This window comes from Actinoplanes sp. NPDC049316 (assembly GCF_040677315.1).
GTDB lineage: Bacteria > Actinomycetota > Actinomycetes > Mycobacteriales > Micromonosporaceae > Actinoplanes.
The window spans coordinates 25,564-49,030 of sequence record NZ_JBFAQM010000031.1; the positions used below are offsets into that span (position 1 = coordinate 25,564).

19 protein-coding genes and 1 tRNA gene are annotated in these 23,467 nt (G+C 72.8%); 14 read left to right on the forward strand and 6 right to left on the reverse strand.

The genetic code is table 11. From position 1 onward, the window contains the following. The first annotated feature begins 34 nt into the window (after positions 1 to 34). From hisI to AB0K03_RS33650, 3 genes are read left to right on the forward strand one after another with little or no spacing between them, the layout of a single operon-like run. Positions 35 to 430, forward strand: a complete 396-nt coding sequence (gene hisI, locus AB0K03_RS33640; RefSeq protein WP_364693514.1) for a phosphoribosyl-AMP cyclohydrolase — start codon at positions 35 to 37, stop codon at positions 428 to 430. Next, positions 427 to 1,968, forward strand: coding sequence for an anthranilate synthase component I (locus tag AB0K03_RS33645; RefSeq protein WP_364693517.1), 1,542 nt, complete (start codon positions 427 to 429; stop codon positions 1,966 to 1,968). The genes hisI and AB0K03_RS33645 overlap by 4 nt, the downstream gene beginning before the upstream one ends. A gap of 23 nt (positions 1,969 to 1,991) precedes the next feature. Further along, on the forward strand, positions 1,992 to 2,510 hold the full coding sequence (locus AB0K03_RS33650; protein WP_364693520.1) for a Trp biosynthesis-associated membrane protein: 519 nt from the start codon (positions 1,992 to 1,994) through the stop codon (positions 2,508 to 2,510). Here the strand turns inward: AB0K03_RS33650 and AB0K03_RS33655 are convergent. After that, positions 2,444 to 2,740, reverse strand: a complete 297-nt coding sequence (locus AB0K03_RS33655) for a hypothetical protein (protein WP_364693523.1) — start codon at positions 2,738 to 2,740, stop codon at positions 2,444 to 2,446. The genes AB0K03_RS33650 and AB0K03_RS33655 overlap by 67 nt on opposite strands. 350 nt (positions 2,741 to 3,090) lie before the next feature. Between AB0K03_RS33655 and trpC the strand changes: the two genes are divergently transcribed. Genes trpC through AB0K03_RS33680 form a run of 5 tightly spaced genes read left to right on the forward strand, consistent with a single transcriptional unit; the run spans position 3,091 to position 8,511 of the window. Then, positions 3,091 to 3,894, forward strand: coding sequence for an indole-3-glycerol phosphate synthase TrpC (gene trpC, locus AB0K03_RS33660; RefSeq protein WP_364693678.1), 804 nt, complete (start codon positions 3,091 to 3,093; stop codon positions 3,892 to 3,894). Further along, the gene (trpB, locus tag AB0K03_RS33665; protein ID WP_364693526.1) at positions 3,891 to 5,132 is read left to right on the forward strand and encodes a tryptophan synthase subunit beta; all 1,242 of its coding nucleotides are present in this window, start codon (positions 3,891 to 3,893) and stop codon (positions 5,130 to 5,132) included. The genes trpC and trpB overlap by 4 nt, the downstream gene beginning before the upstream one ends. Next, positions 5,129 to 5,935, forward strand: a complete 807-nt coding sequence (gene trpA, locus AB0K03_RS33670) for a tryptophan synthase subunit alpha (RefSeq protein ID WP_364693529.1) — start codon at positions 5,129 to 5,131, stop codon at positions 5,933 to 5,935. Before trpB ends, trpA begins: the two co-directional genes overlap by 4 nt. A gap of 34 nt (positions 5,936 to 5,969) precedes the next feature. Next, positions 5,970 to 7,304: a prolipoprotein diacylglyceryl transferase gene (gene lgt, locus AB0K03_RS33675; RefSeq protein ID WP_364693532.1), complete on the forward strand. Its 1,335-nt coding sequence runs from the start codon at positions 5,970 to 5,972 to the stop codon at positions 7,302 to 7,304. 16 nt (positions 7,305 to 7,320) lie between these two features. After that, positions 7,321 to 8,511 (forward strand): NAD(P)/FAD-dependent oxidoreductase, encoded by a 1,191-nt coding sequence (locus AB0K03_RS33680; protein ID WP_364693535.1) that lies wholly within the window; start codon positions 7,321 to 7,323, stop codon positions 8,509 to 8,511. A 22-nt stretch (positions 8,512 to 8,533) separates the two neighbouring features. Here the strand turns inward: AB0K03_RS33680 and AB0K03_RS33685 are convergent, their stop codons facing one another. Continuing rightward, positions 8,534 to 9,415 (reverse strand): GNAT family N-acetyltransferase, encoded by an 882-nt coding sequence (locus AB0K03_RS33685; RefSeq protein WP_364693538.1) that lies wholly within the window; start codon positions 9,413 to 9,415, stop codon positions 8,534 to 8,536. 130 nt (positions 9,416 to 9,545) lie between these two features. On the opposite strand from AB0K03_RS33685, the gene gltB reads away from it, so the two are divergent. After that, on the forward strand, positions 9,546 to 14,117 hold the full coding sequence (gltB, locus tag AB0K03_RS33690) for a glutamate synthase large subunit (RefSeq protein WP_364693541.1): 4,572 nt from the start codon (positions 9,546 to 9,548) through the stop codon (positions 14,115 to 14,117). Further along, complete coding sequence (locus tag AB0K03_RS33695) at positions 14,110 to 15,588, forward strand: glutamate synthase subunit beta (protein WP_364693543.1); 1,479 nt, start codon at positions 14,110 to 14,112, stop codon at positions 15,586 to 15,588. The genes gltB and AB0K03_RS33695 overlap by 8 nt, the downstream gene beginning before the upstream one ends. 21 nt (positions 15,589 to 15,609) lie before the next feature. Here the strand turns inward: AB0K03_RS33695 and AB0K03_RS33700 are convergent, their stop codons facing one another. Beyond that, a complete protein-coding gene (locus AB0K03_RS33700) occupies positions 15,610 to 16,017 on the reverse strand; it encodes an NUDIX domain-containing protein (RefSeq protein ID WP_364693546.1) in 408 nt (135 codons plus the stop codon). A 226-nt stretch (positions 16,018 to 16,243) separates the two neighbouring features. On the opposite strand from AB0K03_RS33700, the gene pyk reads away from it, so the two are divergent. Together pyk and AB0K03_RS33710 are read left to right on the forward strand one after the other, a co-directional pair. Further along, a complete protein-coding gene (gene pyk, locus AB0K03_RS33705; protein ID WP_364693549.1) occupies positions 16,244 to 17,680 on the forward strand; it encodes a pyruvate kinase in 1,437 nt (478 codons plus the stop codon). Continuing rightward, positions 17,677 to 18,555, forward strand: a complete 879-nt coding sequence (locus AB0K03_RS33710; protein WP_364693552.1) for an acyl-CoA thioesterase II — start codon at positions 17,677 to 17,679, stop codon at positions 18,553 to 18,555. Before pyk ends, AB0K03_RS33710 begins: the two co-directional genes overlap by 4 nt. Before the next feature lie 189 nt (positions 18,556 to 18,744). Here AB0K03_RS33710 and AB0K03_RS33715 read toward each other — a convergent pair whose 3' ends face one another. The 3 genes from AB0K03_RS33715 to AB0K03_RS33725 form a co-directional block, all read right to left on the reverse strand. Beyond that, complete coding sequence (locus AB0K03_RS33715) at positions 18,745 to 20,109, reverse strand: hypothetical protein (protein WP_364693555.1); 1,365 nt, start codon at positions 20,107 to 20,109, stop codon at positions 18,745 to 18,747. Between the two features lie 127 nt (positions 20,110 to 20,236). Further along, positions 20,237 to 20,986 (reverse strand): LAGLIDADG family homing endonuclease, encoded by a 750-nt coding sequence (locus tag AB0K03_RS33720; protein WP_364693558.1) that lies wholly within the window; start codon positions 20,984 to 20,986, stop codon positions 20,237 to 20,239. Between the two features lie 34 nt (positions 20,987 to 21,020). Then, a tRNA-Leu gene (locus tag AB0K03_RS33725) sits at positions 21,021 to 21,094 on the reverse strand. A gap of 134 nt (positions 21,095 to 21,228) precedes the next feature. Here AB0K03_RS33725 and AB0K03_RS33730 point away from each other — a divergent pair. Next, entirely contained in the window at positions 21,229 to 21,846 is a 618-nt protein-coding gene (locus AB0K03_RS33730; RefSeq protein ID WP_364693561.1) for a response regulator, read from the forward strand. Between the two features lie 419 nt (positions 21,847 to 22,265). Next, positions 22,266 to 23,429 (forward strand): branched-chain amino acid ABC transporter substrate-binding protein, encoded by a 1,164-nt coding sequence (locus tag AB0K03_RS33735; protein ID WP_364693564.1) that lies wholly within the window; start codon positions 22,266 to 22,268, stop codon positions 23,427 to 23,429. The last annotated feature ends 38 nt before the right edge of the window (positions 23,430 to 23,467 follow it).

Sequence of the window (23,467 nt, forward strand, 5' to 3'; positions counted from 1 at the left end):
GACGCGCCGGGCCGGTACGAGACAATCTGGCACTGTGCCCGCCACAGACCTCGAGAACCAGCCCGCCCGGCCGTCCGCCCTCGATCCCGCCGTCGCCGCCCGTCTGCGCCGTACGCCCGACGGCCTCGTCGCCGCCGTCGTCCGTGAGCACGGCAGCGGCGACGTGCTGATGCTGGCCTGGATGGACGACGAGGCGCTGCACCGCACCCTCACGACCGGCCGAGCGACGTACTGGTCCCGCAGCCGCCGGGAGTACTGGGTGAAAGGTGCGACCTCCGGCCACCACCAATACGTACGCTCGGTCGCCCTGGACTGCGACGGCGACGCGCTGCTGGTGACCGTGGACCAGGTCGGGGCCGCGTGCCACACGGGGTCGCACACCTGCTTCAGCGACGAGCTGCCGGTCAGCGTGCCGGAGGAGGACCGATGACCAGCGGCGCCGTCGCACCGGAGGAGGAGGCGTTCCTCGCCCAGGCGGCGCGGCGCCGGGTGGTCCCGGTGACCCGGCGGCTGCTGGCCGACGGCGAGACCCCCATCGGGGTGTACCGCAAGCTCGCCGGCGGGCCGGGGACCTTCCTGCTCGAGTCGGCCGAGCAGGGCGCCGGCTCCGCGGCCTGGTCGCGCTACTCGTTCATCGGCGTACGCAGCGCCGCCACGCTGGTCGAACGCGACGGCGCGGCGGTCTGGCTGGGCACCCCGCCCGCCGGTGTGCCGCTCGACGGCGACCCGGTGGTCGCGCTGCGGGAGACCGTCGCCGCCCTGGCCGCCCCCGAGGATCCGGGTACGGCGGCCGGCCTGCCCCCGCTGACCGGCGGCATGGTCGGCTACCTCAGCTACGACCTGGTCCGCCGCTTCGAGCGGCTCCCGGCGACCGCCGCGGACGACGTGCCGCTGCCCGAGCTGGGCATGATGCTCGCCACCGACCTCGTCGTGCTCGACCACTACGACGGTTCGGCGATCCTGGTCGCCAACGCGGTGCTGCCCGACGGGGCCGACGCGGCGACCGCGCGGGCCGCGTACCACCAGGCCGTGGGCCGGCTCGACGCGATGACCACCGCGCTGTCCCGCCCGACCCCGCCGATGATCTCCACGGTGGAGCGGCGGCCGCCGGGGGAGGTGGTCAGCCGGACCGCGCCGGGTGACTACCAGAAGGCGGTCGAGACGGCGAAGGAGGCGATCCGGGCCGGCGAGTGCTTCCAGATCGTCGTGGCGCAGCGCTTCGAACGCGCCACCGACGCCGACCCGCTCGACGTCTACCGGGTGTTGCGGGCGACGAACCCCAGCCCGTACATGTATCTGCTGCGCTTCGACGACTTCGACATCGTCGGCTCGTCGCCGGAGGCGCACCTCAAGGTCAGTGCGGCCGAGGGCGGCGTACGCCGGGCCCTGCTGCACCCGATCGCCGGCACCCGCTGGCGCGGCGCGACCCCGGAGCAGGACAACGCGCTGGCCGCCGAGCTGCTCGCGGACCCGAAGGAGCGCGCCGAGCACGTCATGCTCGTCGACCTGGGCCGCAACGACCTGGGCCGGGTGTGCCGCGCGGGCAGCGTGGAAGTGCCGGATTTCGCGCGCATCGAGCGCTACAGCCACGTCATGCACATCGTGTCCACGGTGGTCGGCGAGCTGCGCGCGGACCGGACGGCGTTCGACGCGCTGGCGGCGACGTTCCCGGCGGGCACGCTGTCGGGCGCCCCGAAGGTCCGCGCCATGGAGATCATCGAGAGCCTCGAGCCCACCCGCCGGGGCCTGTACGGCGGCACCGTCGGCTACTTCGGTTTCGCCGGCGACATGGACATGGCCATCGCGATCCGTACGGCGTTGATGCGGCACGGGACCGCGTACGTGGGCGCCGGCGCGGGCATCGTGGCCGACTCGGACCCCGCCGCGGAGGAGCAGGAGACGCGGAACAAGGCGGCAGCGGTCCTCGCCGCGATCGCCGCCGCCGAGACCTTGCGCGCAGCCCGGTGAGCCGTCCCAGCCGCCGTCTCGGTGTGACGGTGCTCTGCAGCGTGGCGGGGGCCGCCGTGGCGCTCTTCGGCGTCACCCGCACCTGGGCGGTCGAGGTGACCACCCGGCCCGGCCTGCCGGAGCTGCGGTCGACCCGCACCGGCACCGAGGTCGCGCCGTGGGTGCTCGCCCTCGCGCTGGTGGCGCTGGCCGGCGGCGGGGCGCTGCTGGCCACGCGCGGCGCGGTGCGCCGGGTGCTGGGCGCGCTGCTGGCGCTGGCCGGCCTCGGTGTGGTCGCCGGTGCGATCACCGGGCGGGCCGGCCTGGACGTCGGCGCGGCCGGCGCGGGCGGAACGGTCTGGCCGGTGGCATGCGTCGCCGGCGGGCTCCTGGTGCTGGCCGGCGGCTGGTCGGCGCTGCGCCACGGCCACGAGTGGCCGGGCATGGGGGCCCGCTACGAACGCCGTCCGCAGGAAGCGCCGGCGGCGCCGGAGGATCAGCGCGTGGACACCAGGGCGGCCTGGGACGCGCTGGACCGCGGGGACGACCCGACGGCGCGCTGAGCGCGGTGGCGGGGACGCGGCCGGGCGGCGAGCGCGGCGACCATCGCGTCCATGTCGGCGCGGGCCTGCGCCCGGGCGCGGTCCGCGCACATCGCGGCCCAGGCGTTGCCCTGGGCGGTGCGCACCTTGTCCTCCCCGACGACCTTGCGCTCGACACCGGCGAGAAGCTCGGCGGCGTACGAGACGACGGTCCGGGAGACTGCGGCGAATCCGGTCTCGGCGGGTTCCATGGTCACCTCCACAGGGCGCGGGCTCGGTCGTCGGCGTGGCGCCGCGGACCAGTTTGCCCGACAGCCATGGTGCCGGAGTCGTATTTCCGATCGGTGACACGACCGTCACCGGTAGGTGGGGGTCAACCGATCATCCGGGGGGTCCCAGCGCGCGCGACGGGGCCACGGGGGAGGATGTGACGTAAGACAAGCTGCCGCCCGGCAGCGCATTATGCCGCAGCCCACCTCGTGAGGCGCGCCATACCCCGGGCGGCCGGAGGAGTCGGCGGCCACCTAGCATCGGGCCGAGGACACCCGGAGAGGGGAGTCATTAGGTGACATCCGATCAGCGTGGTGCGGGATCGCAGAACGTGCTCGAGGAGATCCTGGCGGGGGTGCGCGAGGACGTCGCAGCCCGGCAGGAGCAGGTTTCGCTGGAGCAGGTGCGCGAGCTCGCGGCGGCGGCCCCGCCGGCGATCGACGCGTACGCGGCCCTCCGCAAGCCCGGCGTGGCGGTCATCGCCGAGGTGAAGCGGTCGTCGCCGTCGAAGGGCGCGTTGGCCGACATCCCCGATCCCGCGGAGCTCGCGGGTGAGTACGCGGCCGGCGGCGCCCGGTGCATCAGCGTGCTCACCGAGGGCCGCTGGTTCGGCGGCTCCCTGGAGGACCTGGCCGCGGTGCGGGCCGCGGTCGGCGTGCCGGTGCTGCGCAAGGACTTCGTCGTCTCCAGCTATCAGGTGCACGAGGCCCGGGCCCACGGCGCCGACCTGGTGCTGCTCATCGTGGCGGCGCTCGAGCAGAACGTCCTCGTCGGCCTGCTCGAGCGGATCGAGTCGCTGGGGATGACCGCGCTCGTCGAGGTGCACAACGAGGAAGAGGCCGACCGGGCACTGGACGCCGGCGCTCAGGTCATCGGGGTGAACGCCCGCGACCTGCGCACGCTGGAGGTGGACCGGTCCGTCTTCGAGCGGATCGCGCCGGGCCTGCCCAACAACGTCGTCAAGATCGCCGAGTCGGGGGTGCGCGGCCCGCACGACCTGATCCGGTACGCGTCGGCCGGCGCTGACGCGGTGCTGGTGGGCGAGGGCCTGGTGACCCAGAAGAGCCCCCGCGACGCCGTGGCCGAGCTGGTCAACGCCGGCAACCACCCCGCCACCCCCCGGCCCGTCCGGTGACGGCGGAGGCACTGCCCGACCTCGCCGGCCACTTCGGCCGGTACGGCGGCCGCTTCGTCCCCGAGGCGCTCGTGCGGGCCCTCGACGAGCTGGACGCCGCGTACCGGGACGCCAAGAACGACCCGGTCTTCCAGGACCGGTTCCACGGCCTGCTGCGCGACTACGCCGGGACGCCGTCCCTGCTCTACCGCGCCGAGCGGCTGTCCGAGGCGGTCGGCGCGGAGATCCTGCTCAAGCGCGAGGACCTGAACCACACCGGCGCGCACAAGGTGCGCAACGTGCTCGGCCAGGCCCTGCTCGCCAAGCGGATGGGCAAGCCGCGGGTGATCGCCGAGACCGGCGCCGGCCAGCACGGCGTCGCCAGCGCCACCGCGGCCGCGCTGCTGGACCTCGAGTGCGTGGTCTACATGGGCGAGACCGACACCGAGCGGCAGGCCCTCAACGTGGCCCGCATGCGCATGCTGGGCGCCACGGTCGTGCCGGTCACCAACGGCTCCCGCACGCTCAAGGACGCGCTCAACGAGGCGCTGCGCGACTGGGTCGCCAGCGTCGACACCACGCACTACCTGCTCGGCACGGCGGCCGGCCCGCACCCGTTCCCGGAGATCGTCCGCGACTTCGTCGGCGGCATCGGCACCGAGGCGCGCGAGCAGTGCCTCACCCAGCTCGGCCGGCTCCCGGACGCGATCGCCGCCTGCGTCGGCGGCGGCTCCAACGCCATCGGCATCTTCCACGCGTTCGTCCCCGACGAGCAGGTCCGGCTGTACGGCTTCGAGGCCGGCGGCGACGGCGTCGAGACGGGCCGGCATGCCGCGTCCATCACCGGCGGCTCGGCGGGAGTGCTGCACGGCGCCCGCACGTACGTGCTGCAGGACGAGGACGGCCAGACGGTCGAGTCGCACTCGATCTCGGCGGGCCTCGACTACCCCGGCGTGGGACCGGAGCACGCGTGGCTGCACGACACCGGCCGCGCGGTGTACGAGCCGGTCACCGACGACGAGGCGATGGCGGCGTTCCAGCTGCTCTGCCGCACCGAGGGCATCATCCCGGCGATCGAGAGCGCGCACGCGCTGGCCGGCGCCGCCCGGATCGCGCCGCGGCTGGCGGCCGAGCTGGGCCGCACGCCGACGATCGTGGTGAACCTGTCCGGGCGCGGCGACAAGGACGTGCACACCGCCGGCGCCTACTTCGGCATCCTCGACCAGGTCGAGACGATCGTGCCCGGGGAGAATTCGTGAGCATCTCGGCGACGTTCGGCAAGGCCAAGGCCGAGGGACGGTCCGTGCTGGTGGGCTGCATGCCCGCCGGTTTCCCGACCGTCGACGACAGCATCGCCTCGATGGTCGCCATGGCCGAGGCCGGGTGCGACGTCATCGAGGTGGAGCTGCCGTACAGCGACCCGGTGATGGACGGGCCGGTCATCCAGAAGGCGAGCGACATCGCGCTGGCCCATGGCGTACGGACCCGGGACACGCTGCGCATCATCGAGGCGGTCGCCGGCGCCGGCGCGACGGTCGTGCTGATGACGTACTGGAATCCCATCGAGAAGTACGGCGTCGATGCGTTCGCGCGCGACCTCGCCGCCGCCGGGGCCACCGGGATGATCACCCCGGACCTGATCCCGGACGAGGCCGGCGAGTGGATCGCGGCCGCCGACCGGTACGGCATCGACCGCACGTTCCTGGTCTCGCCGTCCTCCACCGACGAGCGCCTCGCCATGACGGTCGCCAACTGCCGCGGCTTCGTCTACGCGACCGCGCTGATGGGCGTCACCGGCGCCCGCACCTCGGTGTCGTCGCAGGCGCCGGAGCTGGTGGCGCGGGTGCGCGCCGTCGACCCGGACATGCCCGTCGGTGTCGGGCTGGGCGTCGGCACCGGCGCGCAGGCGGCCGAGGTGGCCGCCTTCGCCGACGGTGTGATCGTCGGCAGCGCGCTCATCCGCTGCGTGCTCGACGCCCCGGACCTCGCCACGGGCCACGAGCGCCTGCGGGCGCTGAGCGCCGAGTTGGCGCAGGGCGTACGGTCCGGCGCGCCCTCCTGATACCACGCGCAGCAATCGGCGGTAGGGTGCGCCCGTGAAGCTCGCCGCTATCCCCAGCCCCACGACGTCGGTCTGGCACGTCCTCGGCCTTCCCATCCGGGCGTACGCGCTCTGCATCGTCGCGGGCATCGTCGTCGCCGTGCTCGTCATGGAACACCGCCTGCGCCGCCGTGGCGTGGCGCCGTGGGCCTCGCTGGACATGGCGGTGTGGGCGGTGCCGTTCGGCATCATCGGGGCGCGGATCTATCACGTGATCACGTCCCCGGCGGAGTACTTCGGCGACGGCGGCCACCCGATCCGCGTCTTCCAGATCTGGGAGGGCGGCCTGGGCATCTGGGGCGCGGTCGCCGGCGGCGCGCTCGGCGCCTGGCTCGCGGCCCGCCAGCTCGGCCTGCCGCTCGCCGTGTTCGCCGACGCGCTCGCCCCCGGGCTGCCGCTGGCCCAGGCGATCGGCCGGTTCGGCAACTGGTTCAACAACGAGCTGTACGGCAGCGTCACGACCCTGCCGTGGGGCCTGCGGGTGCACGACATGGACCGTTCCAACCCGGGCCACGCGACGGTCATCGACGGCAAGCCGGTCACCCTGCCGGACCTCTACCACCCCACCTTCCTGTACGAGGCGGTCTGGGACGTCGGCGTGGCGGTGCTGGTGTGGCTGCTCGACCGCCGGTTCAAGTTCGGCCGCGGGCGCGCGTTCGCCCTGTACGTGATGGCGTACACGCTCGGCCGGTGCTGGATCGAGATGCTGCGCATCGACGACGCGAACCACTTCTTCGGCATCCGCCTCAACGTCTTCACCTCCATCGTGGTGTTCCTGCTGGCGCTGGCCTACTTCCTGGTGGTCCGCGGCCCCCGCGAGTACGTGGTGCCGATCGACGCGCCGGAGACCGAGCCCGAGCCGCAGCCGGCGAGCGACGTGGACCAGGTCGACGTCGGTGCCTCCGCCACGCCGGTGGCCAAGGCGCCGAGGGCCTATCAGGTGGTCAGCGAGGACCGCTTCCGGGCGTACGAGCGCACGGGCATCCTCCCGCCCGCCGGCGCCGCCCCCGAGCCCGCCGCCGCGCAGCCCGAGCCGGTCACGCCGGCCGGTTCGGCCGGGGACACCGGTCCCGCGACGGACGCGGCCCCCGCCGGGAACGCTGGACCCGCCGGTTCCACGGCGGACGCCGGGCCTGCTGCGAAGACGGCGGCTTCGACCGGCGCGACCGAGACCGCTGCGGAGGCGGGCGCGACCAGGACCGCCACCGAGGCCGGCTCAACCCAGGCCGCTGCCGGGGACGACGCCACGGGCGACGCGGGTCCGGCGGCTTCCCCGTCCGAGGGCGACGACGCGCGGCCGGCGGCGCCCGCCTCCGCCGACGAGCGCTAGAAGCCGGGGCCGCGACGTGCGCACGGCCGTGGTGGTGGGCGCGGGCATGGCGGGGCTCGCCGCCGCCGGCGCCCTGGCCCGCGACGGCTGGCAGGTGACGTTGCTGGAGCGGGGCGAGCGGGTGGCCGCCCCGCCGACCGCGCTGGTGCTGTGGCCCAACGGCCGCCGCGCCCTGGAAGCCCTCGACCCGGACGGTGGCTGGTGCGGCATCGCGGCGCCGCTGCCCGACGGCGGGGTACGCCGCCCCGACGGCCAGTGGCTCGTCGCGCCGCACACCCGTCCCGGAGCGGGACACGCCCCCGCCGTCGTGCACCTCGAGGATCTCTACGACGCGCTGGTGGCCGGGCTCGGTGACGGCGTGGACATCCGTACCGGTGTGGACGTCACCACCGTGCGGGCAAGGCGCGCCGCCCGGCCCGCGGTCGGCGACGGCCGCGTGGTGTTCGAGGCGGACCTCGTCGTGGCGGCCGACGGCATCGACAGCCCGGTCCGCCGGGCCCTCGCGCCGGAGGCGGTGGCGGTCGGCTCGGGCTTCGCCGCCTGGCAGGCCGTGGTGCCGGGCTACCGGGCGCCCGCGCTGCCGGAGGACCAGGCGGCCGGGGGAGAGACGCTCGGCGCGGGCTACCGGTTCGTGTCCATGCCGCTGGGGGAGCGCGCGGCCGGCCGCGGCGGCGTCTACTGGGTGGCGACGGCGGCCGGCGCGCCACGACCCGAGGCGCCGGCGACCCAGCTCGCCCTGCTGCGCCGCTGGTTCGCCGACTGGCACGCGCCGGTCGGTGAGCTGCTCGCCGCGACCCGGCCCGAGGACCTGGTGCCGCAGGAGGTACGGGAACTGCGGCCGCTGCCGCGCGCGTACGGCTTCCGCTGCGGCTCGGGCGGCGTGGTGCTGCTCGGCGACGCCGCCCACGCGATGCCGCACCACCTGGGGCAGGGCGCGTGCCTGGCGTTCGAGGACGCGGCCACGCTGCGGTCGCTGGTGGCTTCCGTGGAACCCGGCCCGGCGCTGTGCCAGGCGGTGGAGGCGTACGACCGGGCCCGCCGGCCCCGCACGGCCAGCGTGGTGCGGCAGAGCCGGCGCATGTCGGCGGTGGTGCAGGCCCGCGGCCGGCTGGCGTTGCGAGCCCGCGACGCGGCGCTGGGCTCGCTGCGCCCGCGCATCCTCGGCCACGCGCACGGCCTGGCCGCCGACTGGAACCCGCCGGAATAGCCCGCGCCGAGGCCGGCCCGGGTCAGAGCGGCGCGACCGCCGGCGAGGCGATGCAGGCCGTGCCGACGCGGCGGAAGCCCACCTTCGAGTACAGCCGCGCCACGTCGTCGTCGCCCGCCGACAGGAACACGAGGTCGTCGCCCTCCTCCAGGGCGCGCCGGGCGAGGCTGGCGGTGAGCTGGGAGGCGTACCCGCGCCGCCGCGCCGCCGGCAGCGTGGCCACCCCGGCGACCTCCGCGACGCCGCCGACGCGCTGGACCGAGCCGCAGGCGAGGATGCCGTCGGCCGGTGAGTCGACGACGGCGCTGATGAAGCGGCCGGAGGCGTGCCGGCGGACCTGGTCGGCGACGACCTCGGGGGCCGGGGGCGGCACCGCGTCGCGCTGGACGGGGCCGGCCGGTTCGATGGTGAGCGCGCCGGCCTGCGCGGTGGCCGGTCCGGCGCCGGTCGCGGACGCCGGCGCGCCGAAGCCGAGCCGGCTCACGGCCCGGCTCGCGGCGATGTCGGCGGCGAAGCCCGGCTGGGCCGGGTCGAGGAAGCGGATGGCCGCGCCGGGGATCGGCAGGTCCGGTACGAGCGCCGCCCGGTCCAGCACCATCAGCGGCGCGAGCAGCACGTCCAGCCCCGCCGAGCGGGCGACTGCGAGCAGGTCGGGGGTGGTTTCGTGCACCCATTCGAACGCTTCGGGGACGCCCAGCTCTCGTTGTCTGATCCGGACGGCAGTAACATCTGCGGCAGACGGCGTCCCACCACCGAGGCGAGGCCGGGCGTAGTAGGGCCACCCCGCACCCTCACGGATGAAGAGGACGAACCCCCCGATGTCCTCGGTGACCGTGGCATCGCGGGGCACGGAATCGTAGAAACGCTCCAGCCGGGTGAAGACGTCGGTATCCTCTAGCGCCACCGCGCGAGACTACCGAACCCGCGTGGGCAAAGTGTGATCCATCCGCATCTGGCGGAGATCGGTGACGACTAACGTAGTATCGAGAGACTTTGCAGGGCCGACGTCGTCCCGACCTTGAACGGAAACACCAGTGACGATCGGAGGCCCGGTGGCTTTTCCGCACCCCCAGGGTTTGTACGACCCGCAGAACGAGCGCGACGCGTGTGGCGTGGCCTTCGTCGCCGATCTGCACGGCCGCCGGTCCCACGATGTGGTAGCCCAGGGTCTGTCCGCGCTGATCCGCCTCGACCACCGTGGCGCCCGCGGCGCCGAGCACAACACCGGCGACGGCGCCGGCATCATGATCCAGGTGCCGGACGCGTTCCTGCGCGAGGTCGTCGACTTCGAGCTGCCCGAGCCCGGCGCGTACGCGACCGGCCTGGTCTTCCTGCCCACCGACGAGTCCGACGCGGCCCGCGCCATCGCGGTGTTCGAGAAGTTCGCGCTGGTCGAGGGCGGCGACATCCTCGGCTGGCGGGACATGCCCGTGGACCCGTCCGGGCTGGGCGAGTCGGCCGAGGCCGCCCGCCCCGCCATCAAGCAGGTCTTCCTGGCCGCGCACCGGCTCACCGGCGGCAAGACCGGCAAGGCGGGGGAGCGGCTGTCCGGCATCGAGCTGGACATCGTCGCGTTCTGCATCCGCAAGCAGGCCGAGCGGGAGACGCAGCAGCGCGGCATCGGGGCGTACTTCCCCTCGCTGTCGTCGCGCACGATGACCTACAAGGGCATGCTCACCCCGGATCAGCTGCCCGAGTTCTTCCCCGACCTGACCGACGAGCGCATCGACAGCGCGATCGCGCTGGTCCACTCGCGCTTCTCGACCAACACGTTCCCGTCGTGGCCGCTCGCGCACCCGTACAGGTTCATCGCGCACAACGGCGAGATCAACACGATCCGCGGCAACAAGAACTGGATGGCGGCCCGCGAGGCGCTGCTGGCCTCGCCGAACGTGCCCGGCAGCATCAAGCGGCTGTTCCCGATCTGCACGCCCGAGGCCTCGGACTCGGCCAACTTCGACGCCGTCCTGGAGCTGCTGCACCTGGCCGGGCGCAGCCTGCCGCACGCCGTGCTCATGATGATCCCGGAGGCGTGGGAGAACGACCCGGGCATGGACCCGGCGCGGCGCTCCTTCTACCGCTTCCACGCCAGCCTGATGGAGCCGTGGGACGGCCCGGCCAGCGTGGCGTTCACCGACGGCACGGTCATCGGCGCGGTCCTGGACCGCAACGGCCTGCGCCCGGGCCGCTGGTGGCACACCAGCGACGGCCTGGTCGTGCTCGGCTCCGAGGCCGGCGTGCTCGACCTGGACCCGGCGACCGTCGTGGCCAAGGGCCGCCTGCAGCCGGGCCGGATGTTCCTGGTCGACACGGCCGCCGGCCGCATCGTGCACGACGACGAGATCAAGGCCGAGCTGGCCGCCGCGGAGCCGTACGACGAGTGGCTGCACGCCGGGCTGATCAACCTGTCCGACCTGCCGCCGCGCGAGCACGTCATCTACACCCACGACTCGGTGCTGCGCCGCCAGCAGGTCTTCGGCTACACCGAGGAGGAGCTGAAGATCCTCGTGGCGCCGATGGCCCGGGCCGGCGCGGAGCCGCTGGGTTCCATGGGTACGGACACCCCGATCTCGCCGCTGTCCACCCGGCCGCGGCTGCTGTTCGACTACTTCCACCAGCTCTTCGCCCAGGTCACCAACCCGCCGCTGGACGCGATCCGCGAGGAGCTGGTGACCAGCCTGTCGACGACGATCGGGCCGGAGGGCAACCTGCTCGCGCCCGGCCCGGCCAGCTGCCGCCAGGTCGTGCTGCCGTACCCGATCATCGACAACGACGAGCTGGCCAAGCTGCTCTCCATCGACGAGGACGGCGACCTGCCCGGCTTCAAGGCGGTCCGGGTCTCCGGGCTGTACCCGCTGCGCGACGGCGCCGAGGGCATGAAGGCGCGGCTCACCCAGATCTGCCGGCACGTGTCGGAGGCCATCGAGGACGGCGTGCGCATCCTCGTGCTGTCCGACCGCGACTCCAACGCCGACCTGGCGCCGATCCCGTCGCTGCTGCTCACCGCCGCCGTGCACCAGCACCTCGTGCGCGAGCAGACCCGCACCCAGGTCGCGCTGGTCGTCGAGACCGGCGACTGCCGGGAGGTGCACCACGCCGCCGTGCTCATCGGGTACGGCGCCGCCGCGGTGAACCCGTACCTGGCGTTCGAGAGCGTCGAGGACCTCATCGCCACCGGCCCGCTCGCGGGCATGGAGGCGGGCAAGGCGGTCCGCAACTACGTCAAGGCGCTCGGCAAGGGCGTCCTGAAGATCATGTCCAAGATGGGCATCTCGACCGTGTCGTCGTACTGCGGCGCGCAGGTCTTCGAGGCGGTCGGTCTCGAGGACGAGCTGCTGCAGCGCTACTTCACCGGCACCTCCGGGCGCATCGGCGGCTCCGGGCTGGCCGAGATCCACGCCGAGGTCGCGGCGCGGCACGCGAAGGCGTACCCGAGCAACCCGGCCGAGCGCAGCCACCGCCGCCTCGAGGTCGGCGGCGAGTACCAGTGGCGCCGCGAGGGCGAGGTCCACCTGTTCAACCCGGAGACCGTCTTCCTGCTGCAGCACGCCACCCGCAGCAAGCAGTACGACGTCTTCCAGCAGTACACGGCCAAGGTCGACGGGCTCGCCGAGGCGGCCGGCTCGCTGCGCGGGCTGTTCCGCTTCCGGTCCGACCGGCAGCCGGTGCCGCTGGAGGAGGTGGAGCCCGCCTCGGAGATCGTCAAGCGGTTCGCCACCGGCGCCATGTCGTACGGCTCCATCTCCGCGGAGTCGCACGAGACCCTGGCCATCGCGATGAACCGCCTCGGCGGCAAGTCCAACACCGGCGAGGGCGGCGAGGACGTCGAGCGCCTCTACGACCCGGCCCGGCGCTCCAGCGTCAAGCAGATCGCCTCCGGCCGTTTCGGCGTGACCACGGAATACCTCGTCAACGCCGACGACCTGCAGATCAAGATGGCGCAGGGCGCGAAGCCGGGCGAGGGCGGCCAGCTGCCGGGCAACAAGGTGTGGCCGTGGATCGCCAAGACCCGGCACGCCACCCCCGGCGTGGGGCTGATCTCCCCGCCGCCGCACCACGACATCTACTCCATCGAGGACCTGGCCCAGCTGGTCCACGACCTCAAGATGGTGAACCCGGCTTCGCGCGTACACGTGAAGCTGGTCTCCGAGATCGGGGTCGGCACCGTCGCGGCCGGCGTGGCCAAGCTCAAGGCCGACGTGATTTTGATCTCCGGTCACGACGGCGGCACGGGCGCCAGCCCGCTGAACTCGCTCAAGCACGCCGGCTCCCCGTGGGAGCTCGGCCTGGCCGAGGCCCAGCAGACGCTGCTGCTCAACAAGCTGCGCGACCGGGTCACCGTGCAGGTCGACGGCCAGCTCAAGACCGGCCGCGACGTGATCATCGCGGCGCTGCTGGGCGCGGAGCAGTTCGGCTTCGCCACCGCGCCGCTGATCGTCTCGGGCTGCATCATGATGCGCGTCTGCCACCTGGACACCTGCCCGGTCGGCATCGCCACGCAGAACCCGGTGCTGCGCGAGCGCTTCAGCGGCAAGCCCGAGTTCGTCGAGAACTTCTTCCTGTTCCTCGCCGAGGAGGTCCGCGGCTACCTCGCCGAGCTGGGCTTCCGCAGCATCGACGAGGCGATCGGGCACGCCGAGGTGCTCGACGTCGCCCCGGCCGTGCACCACTGGAAGGCGAAGGGCCTCGACCTCACCCCGGTCCTGTACGTCCCCGAGCTGCCCGAGGGCGCGGCCCGCCGCGGCGTCGTCGCCCAGGACCACGAGCTGGAGAAGGCGCTGGACAACGAGCTCATCGCGCTCGCCCAGCCGGCGCTCACCGAGGGCCGCGAGGTCCGCGCCGAACTCGCCGTCCGCAACGACCACCGCAGCGTGGGCGCCATGCTCGGCGGTGAGGTGGCTCGGCGGTACGGCGGCAACGGCCTGCCCGACGACACCATCTCCTTCACCCTGCGCGGCACCGGCGGGCAGTCGTTCGGCGCGTTCCTGCCGCGCGGCGTCACCCTGCGGCTGATCGGCGACACCAACGACTACGTCGCCAAGGGCCTGTCCGGCGGCCGGGTGATCGTCCGGCCGGCCGACGAGGCGCCGTTCGTGGCGGAGGACAACATCATCGCCGGCAACACCATCCTGTACGGCGCCACCGGCGGCGAGGTGTTCCTGCGCGGCCGCGCGGGCGAGCGGTTCGCCGTCCGCAACTCCGGCGCCTCGGCGGTCGTCGAGGGCGTGGGCGACCACGGCTGCGAGTACATGACCGGCGGAGTCGTCGTCGTCCTCGGCTCGATCGGCCGCAACTTCGCCGCCGGCATGAGCGGCGGCAAGGCGTTCGTGCTCGGACTCGACCAGACGCTGGTCAACCCGGAGCTGGTCGACCTCGCCCCGCTCACGGACGAGGAGCAGGAGGTGCTGCACGACCTGCTCGTCAAGCACCACGCCGAGACCGGGTCCGCGGTGGCGGAGCGGCTGCTCAAGGACTGGCCGGACGCGGCGGCGGAGTTCACCGCCGTGGTGCCGCGCGACTACAAGCGAGTGATGGAACTGATCAAGACCGCCGAAGCTGCCGGTCGGAACGTCGACGAGGCGGTTATGGGGGTCACCCGTGCCTGATCCGAACGGTTTCCTGCGCTACGAGCGGCAGCTGCCCAAGCGCCGCCCGGTTCCGGTCCGCATCCGCGACTGGCGGGAGGTGTACCCGCCGGCCGGCGACGAGCTCATCCGCGACCAGGCGACACGCTGCATGGACTGCGGCATCCCGTTCTGTCACGAGGGCTGTCCGCTCGGCAACCGCATCCCGGACTGGAACGACCTGGTCCGCACGAACGCGTGGGCCGCGGCGGCGGAGAGCCTGCACGCCACGAACAACTTCCCGGAGTTCACCGGCCGGCTCTGCCCCGCGCCCTGCGAGGCGGCCTGCGTCCTCGGCATCGCCGACGACCCGGTCACCATCAAGCAGGTCGAGGTGGAGATCGCCAACCACGCCTTCGACCTCGGGTACGTGCAGCCGCAGCGTCCCGCGACCCTGTCGGGCAAGTCGGTGGCCGTGGTCGGCTCCGGCCCCGCCGGGCTCGCGGCGGCGCAGCAGCTGGCCCGCGCCGGCCACGCGGTCACGGTGTTCGAGCGCGACGACCGCATCGGCGGCCTGCTGCGCTACGGCATCCCGGACTTCAAGCTGGAGAAGGAGCGCATCGACGCCCGCCTCGCCCAGATGGAGGCCGAGGGCGTCGTCTTCCAGACCGGCGTGAACGTGGGCGTCGACGTGACCGCGGACGACCTGCGCGAACGCTTCGACGCCGTGCTGCTCACCTGCGGCGCCCTCGCCGGCCGTGACACCCCCGAGACGCCGGGACGGCACCTGCGCGGCGTGCACCTGGCCATGGACCACCTGGTCCCGGCCAACCGGGTCGTCGCCGGACTGCAGGAGACCACCCCGATCGACGCCAAGGGCAGGCACGTCGTCATCATCGGCGGCGGCGACACCGGCGCCGACTGCCTCGGCGTGGCCCACCGCCAGGGCGCGGCCAACGTCATCCAGCTCGACCAGTACCCGCTGCCCCCGGACACCCGCGCCGCCGAGCAGCACCCCTGGCCGACGTGGCCGGTCATCCTGCGCAACTACCCCGCGCACGAGGAGGGCGGCGAACGCGTCTTCGGCGTCGCCGTCCAGGAGTTCGTCGACGACGGCGAGGGCAACGTCAAGGCGATCCGCATCGCCGACGTCGCCGTCGAACGGCTCAACGGCCGCCGCACGGTCACCGTCACCCCCGGCTCGGAGCGCGACCTCCCCGCCGACCTGGTCCTTCTGGCGATCGGCTTCGAGGGTACGGAGCAGCAGCCGCTGCTGGAGCAGTTCGGCGTGACCCGCAACACCCGCGGAGCCGTCGACGCCCGCCCCGACTGGCAGACCGAGGTGGACGGCGTCTTCGTCGCGGGCGACATGCACCGCGGCGCCTCCCTGATCGTCTGGGCGATCGCCGAGGGCCGCGCCGCGGCGGCGGCGATCCACAGCTACCTGGGCGGCGACGGCGAACTGCCGGCCCCCGTCCGCCCGTCCTCCCAGCCGCTCGCGGCCACCCGCTGAACCACCGGCCCGGCGTCCCGCTCAGGGGCGCCGGGCCGCCTCAGCCGACTTCGACAGCGGCGACGGCAGCGCACCCTCGTCGAACCACCCGACCTCCGTGCACTTGCCGGGCTCCCGGATCACGGGCTCCCCGCCGACGTGCCGCGCCTCGAACGACACCGACACCCAGTGCTGCCCCTCCTCGGGAAGCAGATGGTCGGCCACCCCGAGCAGCCCGGTGACCTCGACCTCCATGCCGTACTCCTCGCGGAACTCCCGCCGTACGGTCTCCTCCAAGGTCTCCCCGAAATCCACCGTGCCCCCGGGAAACTCCCAGCAACCCGCCTCGTTGCGGGCCGCCGGCCCACGCCGGGCCAGGAACACGCGCCCGTCCGCGCCGCGAACCACGGCACCGACGCCCACCCCGACGTAATCGCGTCCCGGAACCACCGCGTACCCCTTCTCCGACGGCCTACCGCGGCGGTCCCCGCCATCGCTCGATCGCGGACCGATAAGCTGAAGCCGTATCGCGGTCGCCGACGCCCGCATGCGCTGCTCAACCGCGGCAGCTGCGCCGCCGGTGCGCCGTCGCCGGCCGTGCGGAGCGTCGCCACCCGCAGTTCATCCCCATGACGGGGGTCGGCCAGCGGGCCGATCCGAAAGAGAGACTAGCCTGATGGCTGTGACACGCCGCGCAAAGATCGTCTGCACCATGGGTCCCGCCACTGCCTCCCCCGAGCGCATGCTCGGCCTGGTCGAGGCCGGGATGGACGTGGCCCGAATGAACTTCAGCCACGGCAGCCACGAGGACCACCAGCAGATCTACGGCATGGTCCGCGCCGCCGCGAAGCAGACCGGCCGTGCCGTCGCCGTCCTCGCCGACCTGCAGGGTCCGAAGATCCGGCTGGGCAGGTTCGCCAACGGCCCGCACGTGTGGAACACCGGCGACGTCGTGACCATCACCAGCGACGACATCCTGGGCACCCCGGACCGGGTGTCGTGCACGTACAAGAAGCTTCCGCACGAGGTCAAGGTCGGCGACCGGCTGCTCATCGACGACGGCAAGGTCGCCGTCGAGGTCTCCGCCGTCGAGGGCAACGACATCCGCTGCCTCGTCACCGAGGGCGGCCCGGTCTCCAACAACAAGGGCGTGTCGCTGCCCAACGTGGCGGTCAGCGTCCCGGCGATGAGCGAGAAGGACGAGGAGGACCTGCGCTTCGCCCTCGGCCTCGGCGTCGACCTGGTCGCGCTGTCGTTCGTCCGCTCGCCCGACGACATCAAGCTCGTCCACCAGATCATGGCGGAGGAGGGCCGGACCGTCCCGGTCATCGCCAAGGTCGAGAAGCCCGAGGCGGTCGACCACCTCGAGGCGATCGTGCTGGCCTTCGACGGCGTGATGGTGGCCCGCGGCGACCTCGGCGTCGAGCTCCCGCTCGACCAGGTGCCGCTGGTGCAGAAGCGCGCCGTCCAGCTGTGCCGGGAGAACGCGAAGCCGGTCATCGTCGCCACGCAGATGCTCGACTCGATGATCGAGAATTCCCGCCCCACCCGCGCCGAGGCCTCCGACGTCGCGAACGCGGTCCTCGACGGCACGGACGCAGTGATGCTCTCCGGCGAGACCTCCGTCGGCAAGTACCCGGTGCTCACCGTCAGCACCATGGCGAAGATCGTGACGACCACCGAGCAGGGCGCGCTGGGCGTTCCGGTCCTGCAGCACGACCCGCGTACGCACGGCGGCGCGCTCACCGTCGCCGCGTCCCGCATCGCCCGCAACATCGGCGCCAAGGCGCTGGTCGCCTTCTCCCAGACCGGCGACACCGTCCGCCGGCTCTCCCGGCTGCACTGCGAGCTGCCGCTGCTCGCCTTCACGCCGGTGCCCGCGGTCCGCGACCAGCTCGCCCTCTCCTGGGGCGTCGAGACGTTCCTGACGGACTTCGTCGAGCACACCGACGACATGTTCCGCCAGGTCGACCAGGCCATGCTCGGCCTCGGCCTGGCCAAGCCCGGCGAGTACGTCGTCGTCGTGGCCGGCAGCCCGCCGAACGCCCCCGGCTCCACCAACACCCTGCGGGTCCACCAGCTCGGCTCGCTCGTCGACCCGGGCACCGTGTGAACGCACCACTGCAGGGGCAGGCCGCCGTCGACCAGCTGCTCGAGGTCCTCGACCTCAAGCAGCTGGGCGCCGACCGGTTCCAGGGGGAGAGCCCACAGGTCGGCGCCCAGCGCGTCTTCGGCGGCCAGGTCGCCGGCCAAGCCCTGGTCGCCGCCGGCCGCACCGTCGACCCGGCACGCTTCGTGCATTCGCTGCACGGCTATTTCGTACGCCCGGGCGACCCCACGGTCCCCATCGACTTCACCGTCGAGACGATCCGTGACGGCCGCTCCTTCTCCGTACGCCGCTCCACCGCGCAGCAGCACGGCAAGCCCATCTTCTTCATGTCGGCGTCCTTCCAGGTCGTCGAGCACGGCCTCGACCACCACACCCCGCCCCCGGAAGGCGTGCAGGGGCCCGAAGAAACCCCCACGATGCGCGACTGGCTGGCCCGCTACCCGGACCGCCGGGCCGCCTTCAACTCGGCGCCGCAGGCCATCGACGTCCGGTACGTCAACACCCCCGGCTGGGTCCCCCCGGGCGACCGCGACGCCACCGCACAGCAGCGCGTCTGGATGCGGATCAACGGCAAGCTCCCGGACGACCCCTTGATCCACGCCTGCGCCCTCACGTACGCCTCGGACCTCTCCCTGCTCGACTCGGTCCTCTCGGTCCACGGTGAGGTCTGGGGCCCGGGCGGCGTGATCGGCGCCAGCCTCGACCACGCACTGTGGTTCCACCGCCCGTTCCGCGCCGACGAATGGTTCCTGTACGACTGCAGCAGCCCGTCCGCGAGCGGCAGCCGGGGACTGGCGAGCGGCCGGCTGTTCACCCGGGAGGGCGTGCACATCGCGAGCGCGGTCCAGGAAGGCCTGCTCCGCCGCATCGGCGCGTGACGGCCGCTGGGGCGCTGCGGCGCCCCGCCGGGCGGAACCCCGGCCGGCCCACTTCATCGGCGCGGCCGGCTCGCTTCATCGGCGCGGCCGGCTCGCTTCGTCGGCTGACCGGGTGGCGCCCCGCCGGGCGGGACCCCGGCCCGGCGACTGGCCGTCGTACGGGTCCCGCACCGGCAGGGCAGGGGAGGATCAGTCCACCAACCCCCGGGTGACCGCCGTGTCGTCCGCCGAGCCCGCCGCGGGCGAGGCCGGGGAAGCCTCCGCCGCCGTCACCTCATCGCCGCCGGCCGACCGCCGTACCTCCGCCCGGCCGACGGCATGCGCGGCCTCGCCGACCGCCGGCTTCTCGCCCCCGTGCCCCTCGGCGGGAGGCGTCTCGGCACCCTCAGCGGTGTCCGGCACCTCGACCTCCTCGGCCTCGGCCGCAGCCTTGGCCGCCCCCGGAACCGCGGCCCCGGTGACCCCGGCGAGCGCGAGCATCGTGTCCAGATCGGCAGTGGTTCGCAGCACCTCGTCGTGAAAGCTTCCCGCCCGCGCCTCCGGCCCGCCGCCTCCCGAACCGCCGGACCCGTGCCCGCCGCTGAACGCCGGCCCGCCGCCTCCCGAACCGCCGGACCCGTGCCCACCGCTGAACGCCGCCCCGCCGCCTCCCGAACCGCCGGACCCGTGCCCACCGCTGAACGCCGCCCCGCCGCCTCCCGAACCACCGGACCCGTGCCCACCGCTGAACGCCGGCCCGCCGGTGAACGCCGGCCCGCCGGGCACCCCGTGCCCGGACGCCGCTGCACCGCCGATTCCGCCGCCGGCCGTACCCCCGCCCGCGACACCCCCGGCCGCCGGTCGCGGGGTCGACAGATCCGACATCCCGGCCGCGGATCCCCGCACCACGGCCCGGTGCCGCGCCCGTGCACCCCGGCTCGGCGCGTCCTCGAAATCCGTCATCCCGGCCGAATAACCCGCGACACCGATCGCCCGCTCCGCGGACAACTCCAGCAACCGCTCACCCCGCGCCACCGCCGACGCCTCCCGCAGCCGCAACGACGCCACCAGGTCGGCGACGCCTCGCAACACGGCCGCTCCCGCGAGGATCAGCACGATCACTTCCGGCGTACGCGAATAGGAGCTCGCGCCGAAGAACCCCAGCCCGAGCTCCGCCACCCCGACGACCGTGAGCAGCCCCCAGATCCGATCCGTCTCCCGCGTCATCATCGAGATCGCGATGTCCGCGGCGCCGCGCGCCATCAGGTACCACCCGATCAACGCGCCCGGCGTGGTCCACGACCCGCCGCCGTCGACTATCAGCAGCACCCCGGTCGCGGCGAACAGCACGGCCAGGCCTGCGTTCAACCACCACGTCCGCGTCCCGGCGAACGCCCGCACCGCCTCGGTCGCCGCGGCGAACAGCACGACCGGACCGGCCACGTCCGCGATGCCGGCGGGTTCGAGCCGCAAGACGCTCCACCCGATCGCCAGCCAGGCCACACCCGCGAACAGAAGGAACGCCCACATCGCGTCACGCACGACGGTCAGGGGCGACGAGCCGGACCACAACATGAAGCCTCCTGGCAGTGCTGGTACTGCCATGACAACACCGCCGGGACAGGCAAACCGGTCTTTCACGGAAAAACGCGAGCCCCGCGGTGCCCGATCCAAGACCCTCCATGACCGGTACGGTCACACGTCAGAACTTCGCCCCCACAACCCCGTCCAGCACCACCACCCCCTCCCGCCGCGCCACGGACAGCTGGATCGGGCTGCACATGCGCCATGGAACGCCGCAGCGGTCGAGGGCTTCCTGGCACAAGCGCATGATGTCGGCCGACTTGTTGGTGAACATGTATCGCGGATAGGCGTATACCTTTCCGTCCCTGCGCACCTTGTTCCCGGTACGGCATCCGTCGGAATGGAACAGGCCCCGCAGAAATAGACCGGGGAATGCGTCCACGACGGCCCTTTGCCATACGGCGAGCGCGATCGTTCTGTCGTGTTTGCTGCCCGGCCCGTGCTGCGGCAGCAGGCAGGGCCAGTGCATCCAGCTGGCGCGGACGGCGTCGCGTCCCTCCCTCCTCTGATGGCCGACCCGGCGGGCGCCGCAGGCCAGCATGGCCGCCTCGATCTCGGCGATGATGCCGGGATAGCGCAGGTCGCACGCCACGGTCAGCAACGGCACACGTCTGGTCATCAGCAGGTGCCCATCACCGAGATACATGCCGAGGAGATAGGCGTACCGCGCCGGATCGTCCACCGGGCGCGCCGGCCGGCTGCAGAAGGGGCAGCGCAGGTCCGGGTCGGAAGGGGTCTTGTCGCGCGTGCGGTAGAGCCAGCCCGCGATCGTGTCGCGGGGTATGCCAAGATCCGCACAGATGGCGGCGAACGGCACGCCGGCGGATCTCAGGTCGAGCGCCCGCTGCCGTACGTGGGGTGGATGCACCGCACCATCGTCGATGCGGGGTATGACACTTCGGTGTCCCCGGTGGGATTCGAACCCACACTGAATGGATTTTGAGTCCATCGACTCTGCCGATTGGTCTACGGGGACGAGTCATGCCCGGTTCGCAACCGGGTTGGCCACGGCGATACGAGCAGGACACACACTACCCACTACGCTGTCAGGGGTGACACCCAGATACCCGGGTGTCGCGACTTCGGGCGAGCGTTGGGGGTAGTGGTTCCGTGGCCGACACGCAGGCGAGTGCCGAGCGCAGGCGGGTGTTGATCGCTGAGGACGAGGCTCTCATCCGGCTCGACCTGGCCGAGATGCTGGTGGAGGAGGGCTACGACGTCGTCGGGGAGGCCGGCGACGGCGAGACCGCCGTACGGCTGGCCGAGGATCTCTCCCCGGACCTCGTGATCCTGGACATCAAGATGCCGATCATGGACGGGCTCGCGGCGGCCGAGCGGATCGCGGGCGGGCGCATCGCTCCGGTCGTCATCCTGACCGCGTTCAGCCAGCGCGATCTGGTCGAGCGGGCGCGCGCCGCCGGGGCGATGGCCTACCTGGTGAAGCCGTTCCAGAAGTCGGATCTCGTGCCGGCTATCGAGATCGCGCTCTCCCGCTATTCGGAGATCGCCGCGCTGGAGTCGGAGGTCGCGGGTCTCACCGACCGGCTGGAGACCCGTAAGTCGGTGGAGCGCGCCAAGGGCGAGCTCATGACGAAGTACTCGATGACCGAGCCGCAGGCGTTCAAGTGGATCCAGCGCACGGCGATGGACCACCGGATGACGATGCGTGAGGTCGCGGACCGCATTCTCGCGGAGGGTGAGGAGTCCCCGGGCACCGCGGCCTCGTGACCGACCTCGCCCGCCGACCGCAGAGCCGGCGGGCCCTCGCCCGCCGACCGCAGAGCCGGCGGGCCCCCGCCCGCCGACCGCAGAGCCGGCGGGCGGACGACAACCCGGCTCGCCGGCCGAGCGACCCGGCCCGCCGGGAGCGCCGACCGCCGGCGAGCGCCGACGCGGCCCGATGAGTAAGCGCCGGAGCCCCCCGCACCCTCGCCCACGACCCCCTGAGAACTGCCTGTTTATTACACGTTCCCTGCCCGAGGATCACCGGACGTAACGGTTCGGTGAATGCCCGTGTGAACACTTACCTGTTCCCCGGCCTGTGGGATAGCGTCCCGCCCCATGACGGGCGCGGTGGCGTCGTGGTGCGCAAGTGCCAATCGACCTGCGGTGGCTCGGTGGGTTCGGTATGGAGGAGGGTTCCAACCTTGAGGCAGGTTCTCGCACGAGCCATCGGTGGGCTGGCCGTGATCGGCCTCGTCGCCGGTGCCGCTGCCTGCAACAGCAGCAGCAGCTCTGACGACTCGGCCAGTGGTAACTGCGGCTACAAGCTCGCGTTCTTCGGCGCCCTGACGGGTTCCGCGGCGAACCTCGGTGTGAACATCGAGCAGGGCTTCGAGCTCGCGATCAAGCAGTACAACGCCAAGAAGGGCTCCGAGTGCATCACGGTGGGCAAGTTCGACTCGCAGGGCGAGCCGGCCGTCGCCCCGGGTGTTGCTCGTAACCTCGTCGCGGACAAGAAGATCCTCGGCATCGTCGGCCCGCCGTTCTCCGGCGAGTCCGAGGCCGCGGACCCCATTTTCGAAGAGGCCGGCATCCCGGCGATCACCCCGTCCGCGACGCGCGTCTCGCTGTCGGCGAACGGCTGGAAGACGTTCCACCGGGCGGTCGCGAACGACGACGCCCAGGGTCCGGCTGCGGCCAACTACATCAAGGACGTTCTGAAGGCGCAGAAGGTCTTCGTCGCGGACGACCAGTCGGCGTACGGCGCGGGCCTGGCCGACGTGGTGAAGAAGACGCTGGGCAGCTCCGTCGTCGCGACGGACAAGACCGAGGCGGACGGCAAGCAGACCGACTTCTCCGCGGTCGTGCAGAAGGTCGTGTCGTCGGGCGCGACGGCGATGTTCTACGGCGGCTACTACCAGAACGGCGGCCTCATCCGTAAGCAGCTGACGGCTGCGAACTGGAAGGGCGTGCTGGTCGGCGGCGACGGCATGAAGGACCCGGGCCTGGCGAAGGCGGCGGGCAACGCCGCGGCGGCCGGCACCGTCGTCACCTGCCCCTGCTCCCCGCCGGAGAAGGCGGGCGGCACGTTCGTCGCGGACTACAAGAAGCAGTGGAACGTCGACGCCGGTACGTACAGCGACGTCGCCTTCGACGCCGCGAACATCTTCCTGGCCGGTATCGACGCCGGTAACACCACCACCGAGAAGATGAACACCTACCTCTCGACGGTCAACTACACCGGTATCGCGAACACCTACAAGTGGACCGCCACGGGCGAGCTCGACCCCGACTCCATCAAGGTGTGGGCGTTCAAGTTCGACGCCAGCGGCAACACCGTCGCGGACCAAGAGGTCAAGACCTCCTGATTCTGCTGTACCTCGCTGTAGGGCCGGTGTGGCCGGAT

Excerpts from the sequence above, each read along its gene's own strand:
- AB0K03_RS33645 (WP_364693517.1), top strand. The coding sequence starts at position 427 with ATGACCAGCGGCGCCGTCGCACCGGAGGAGGAGGCGTTCCTCGCCCAG.
- AB0K03_RS33655 (WP_364693523.1), bottom strand. The coding sequence starts at position 2,740 with ATGGAACCCGCCGAGACCGGATTCGCCGCAGTCTCCCGGACCGTCGTC.
- pyk (WP_364693549.1), top strand. The coding sequence starts at position 16,244 with ATGGCTGTGACACGCCGCGCAAAGATCGTCTGCACCATGGGTCCCGCC.
- AB0K03_RS33715 (WP_364693555.1), bottom strand. The coding sequence starts at position 20,109 with ATGTTGTGGTCCGGCTCGTCGCCCCTGACCGTCGTGCGTGACGCGATG.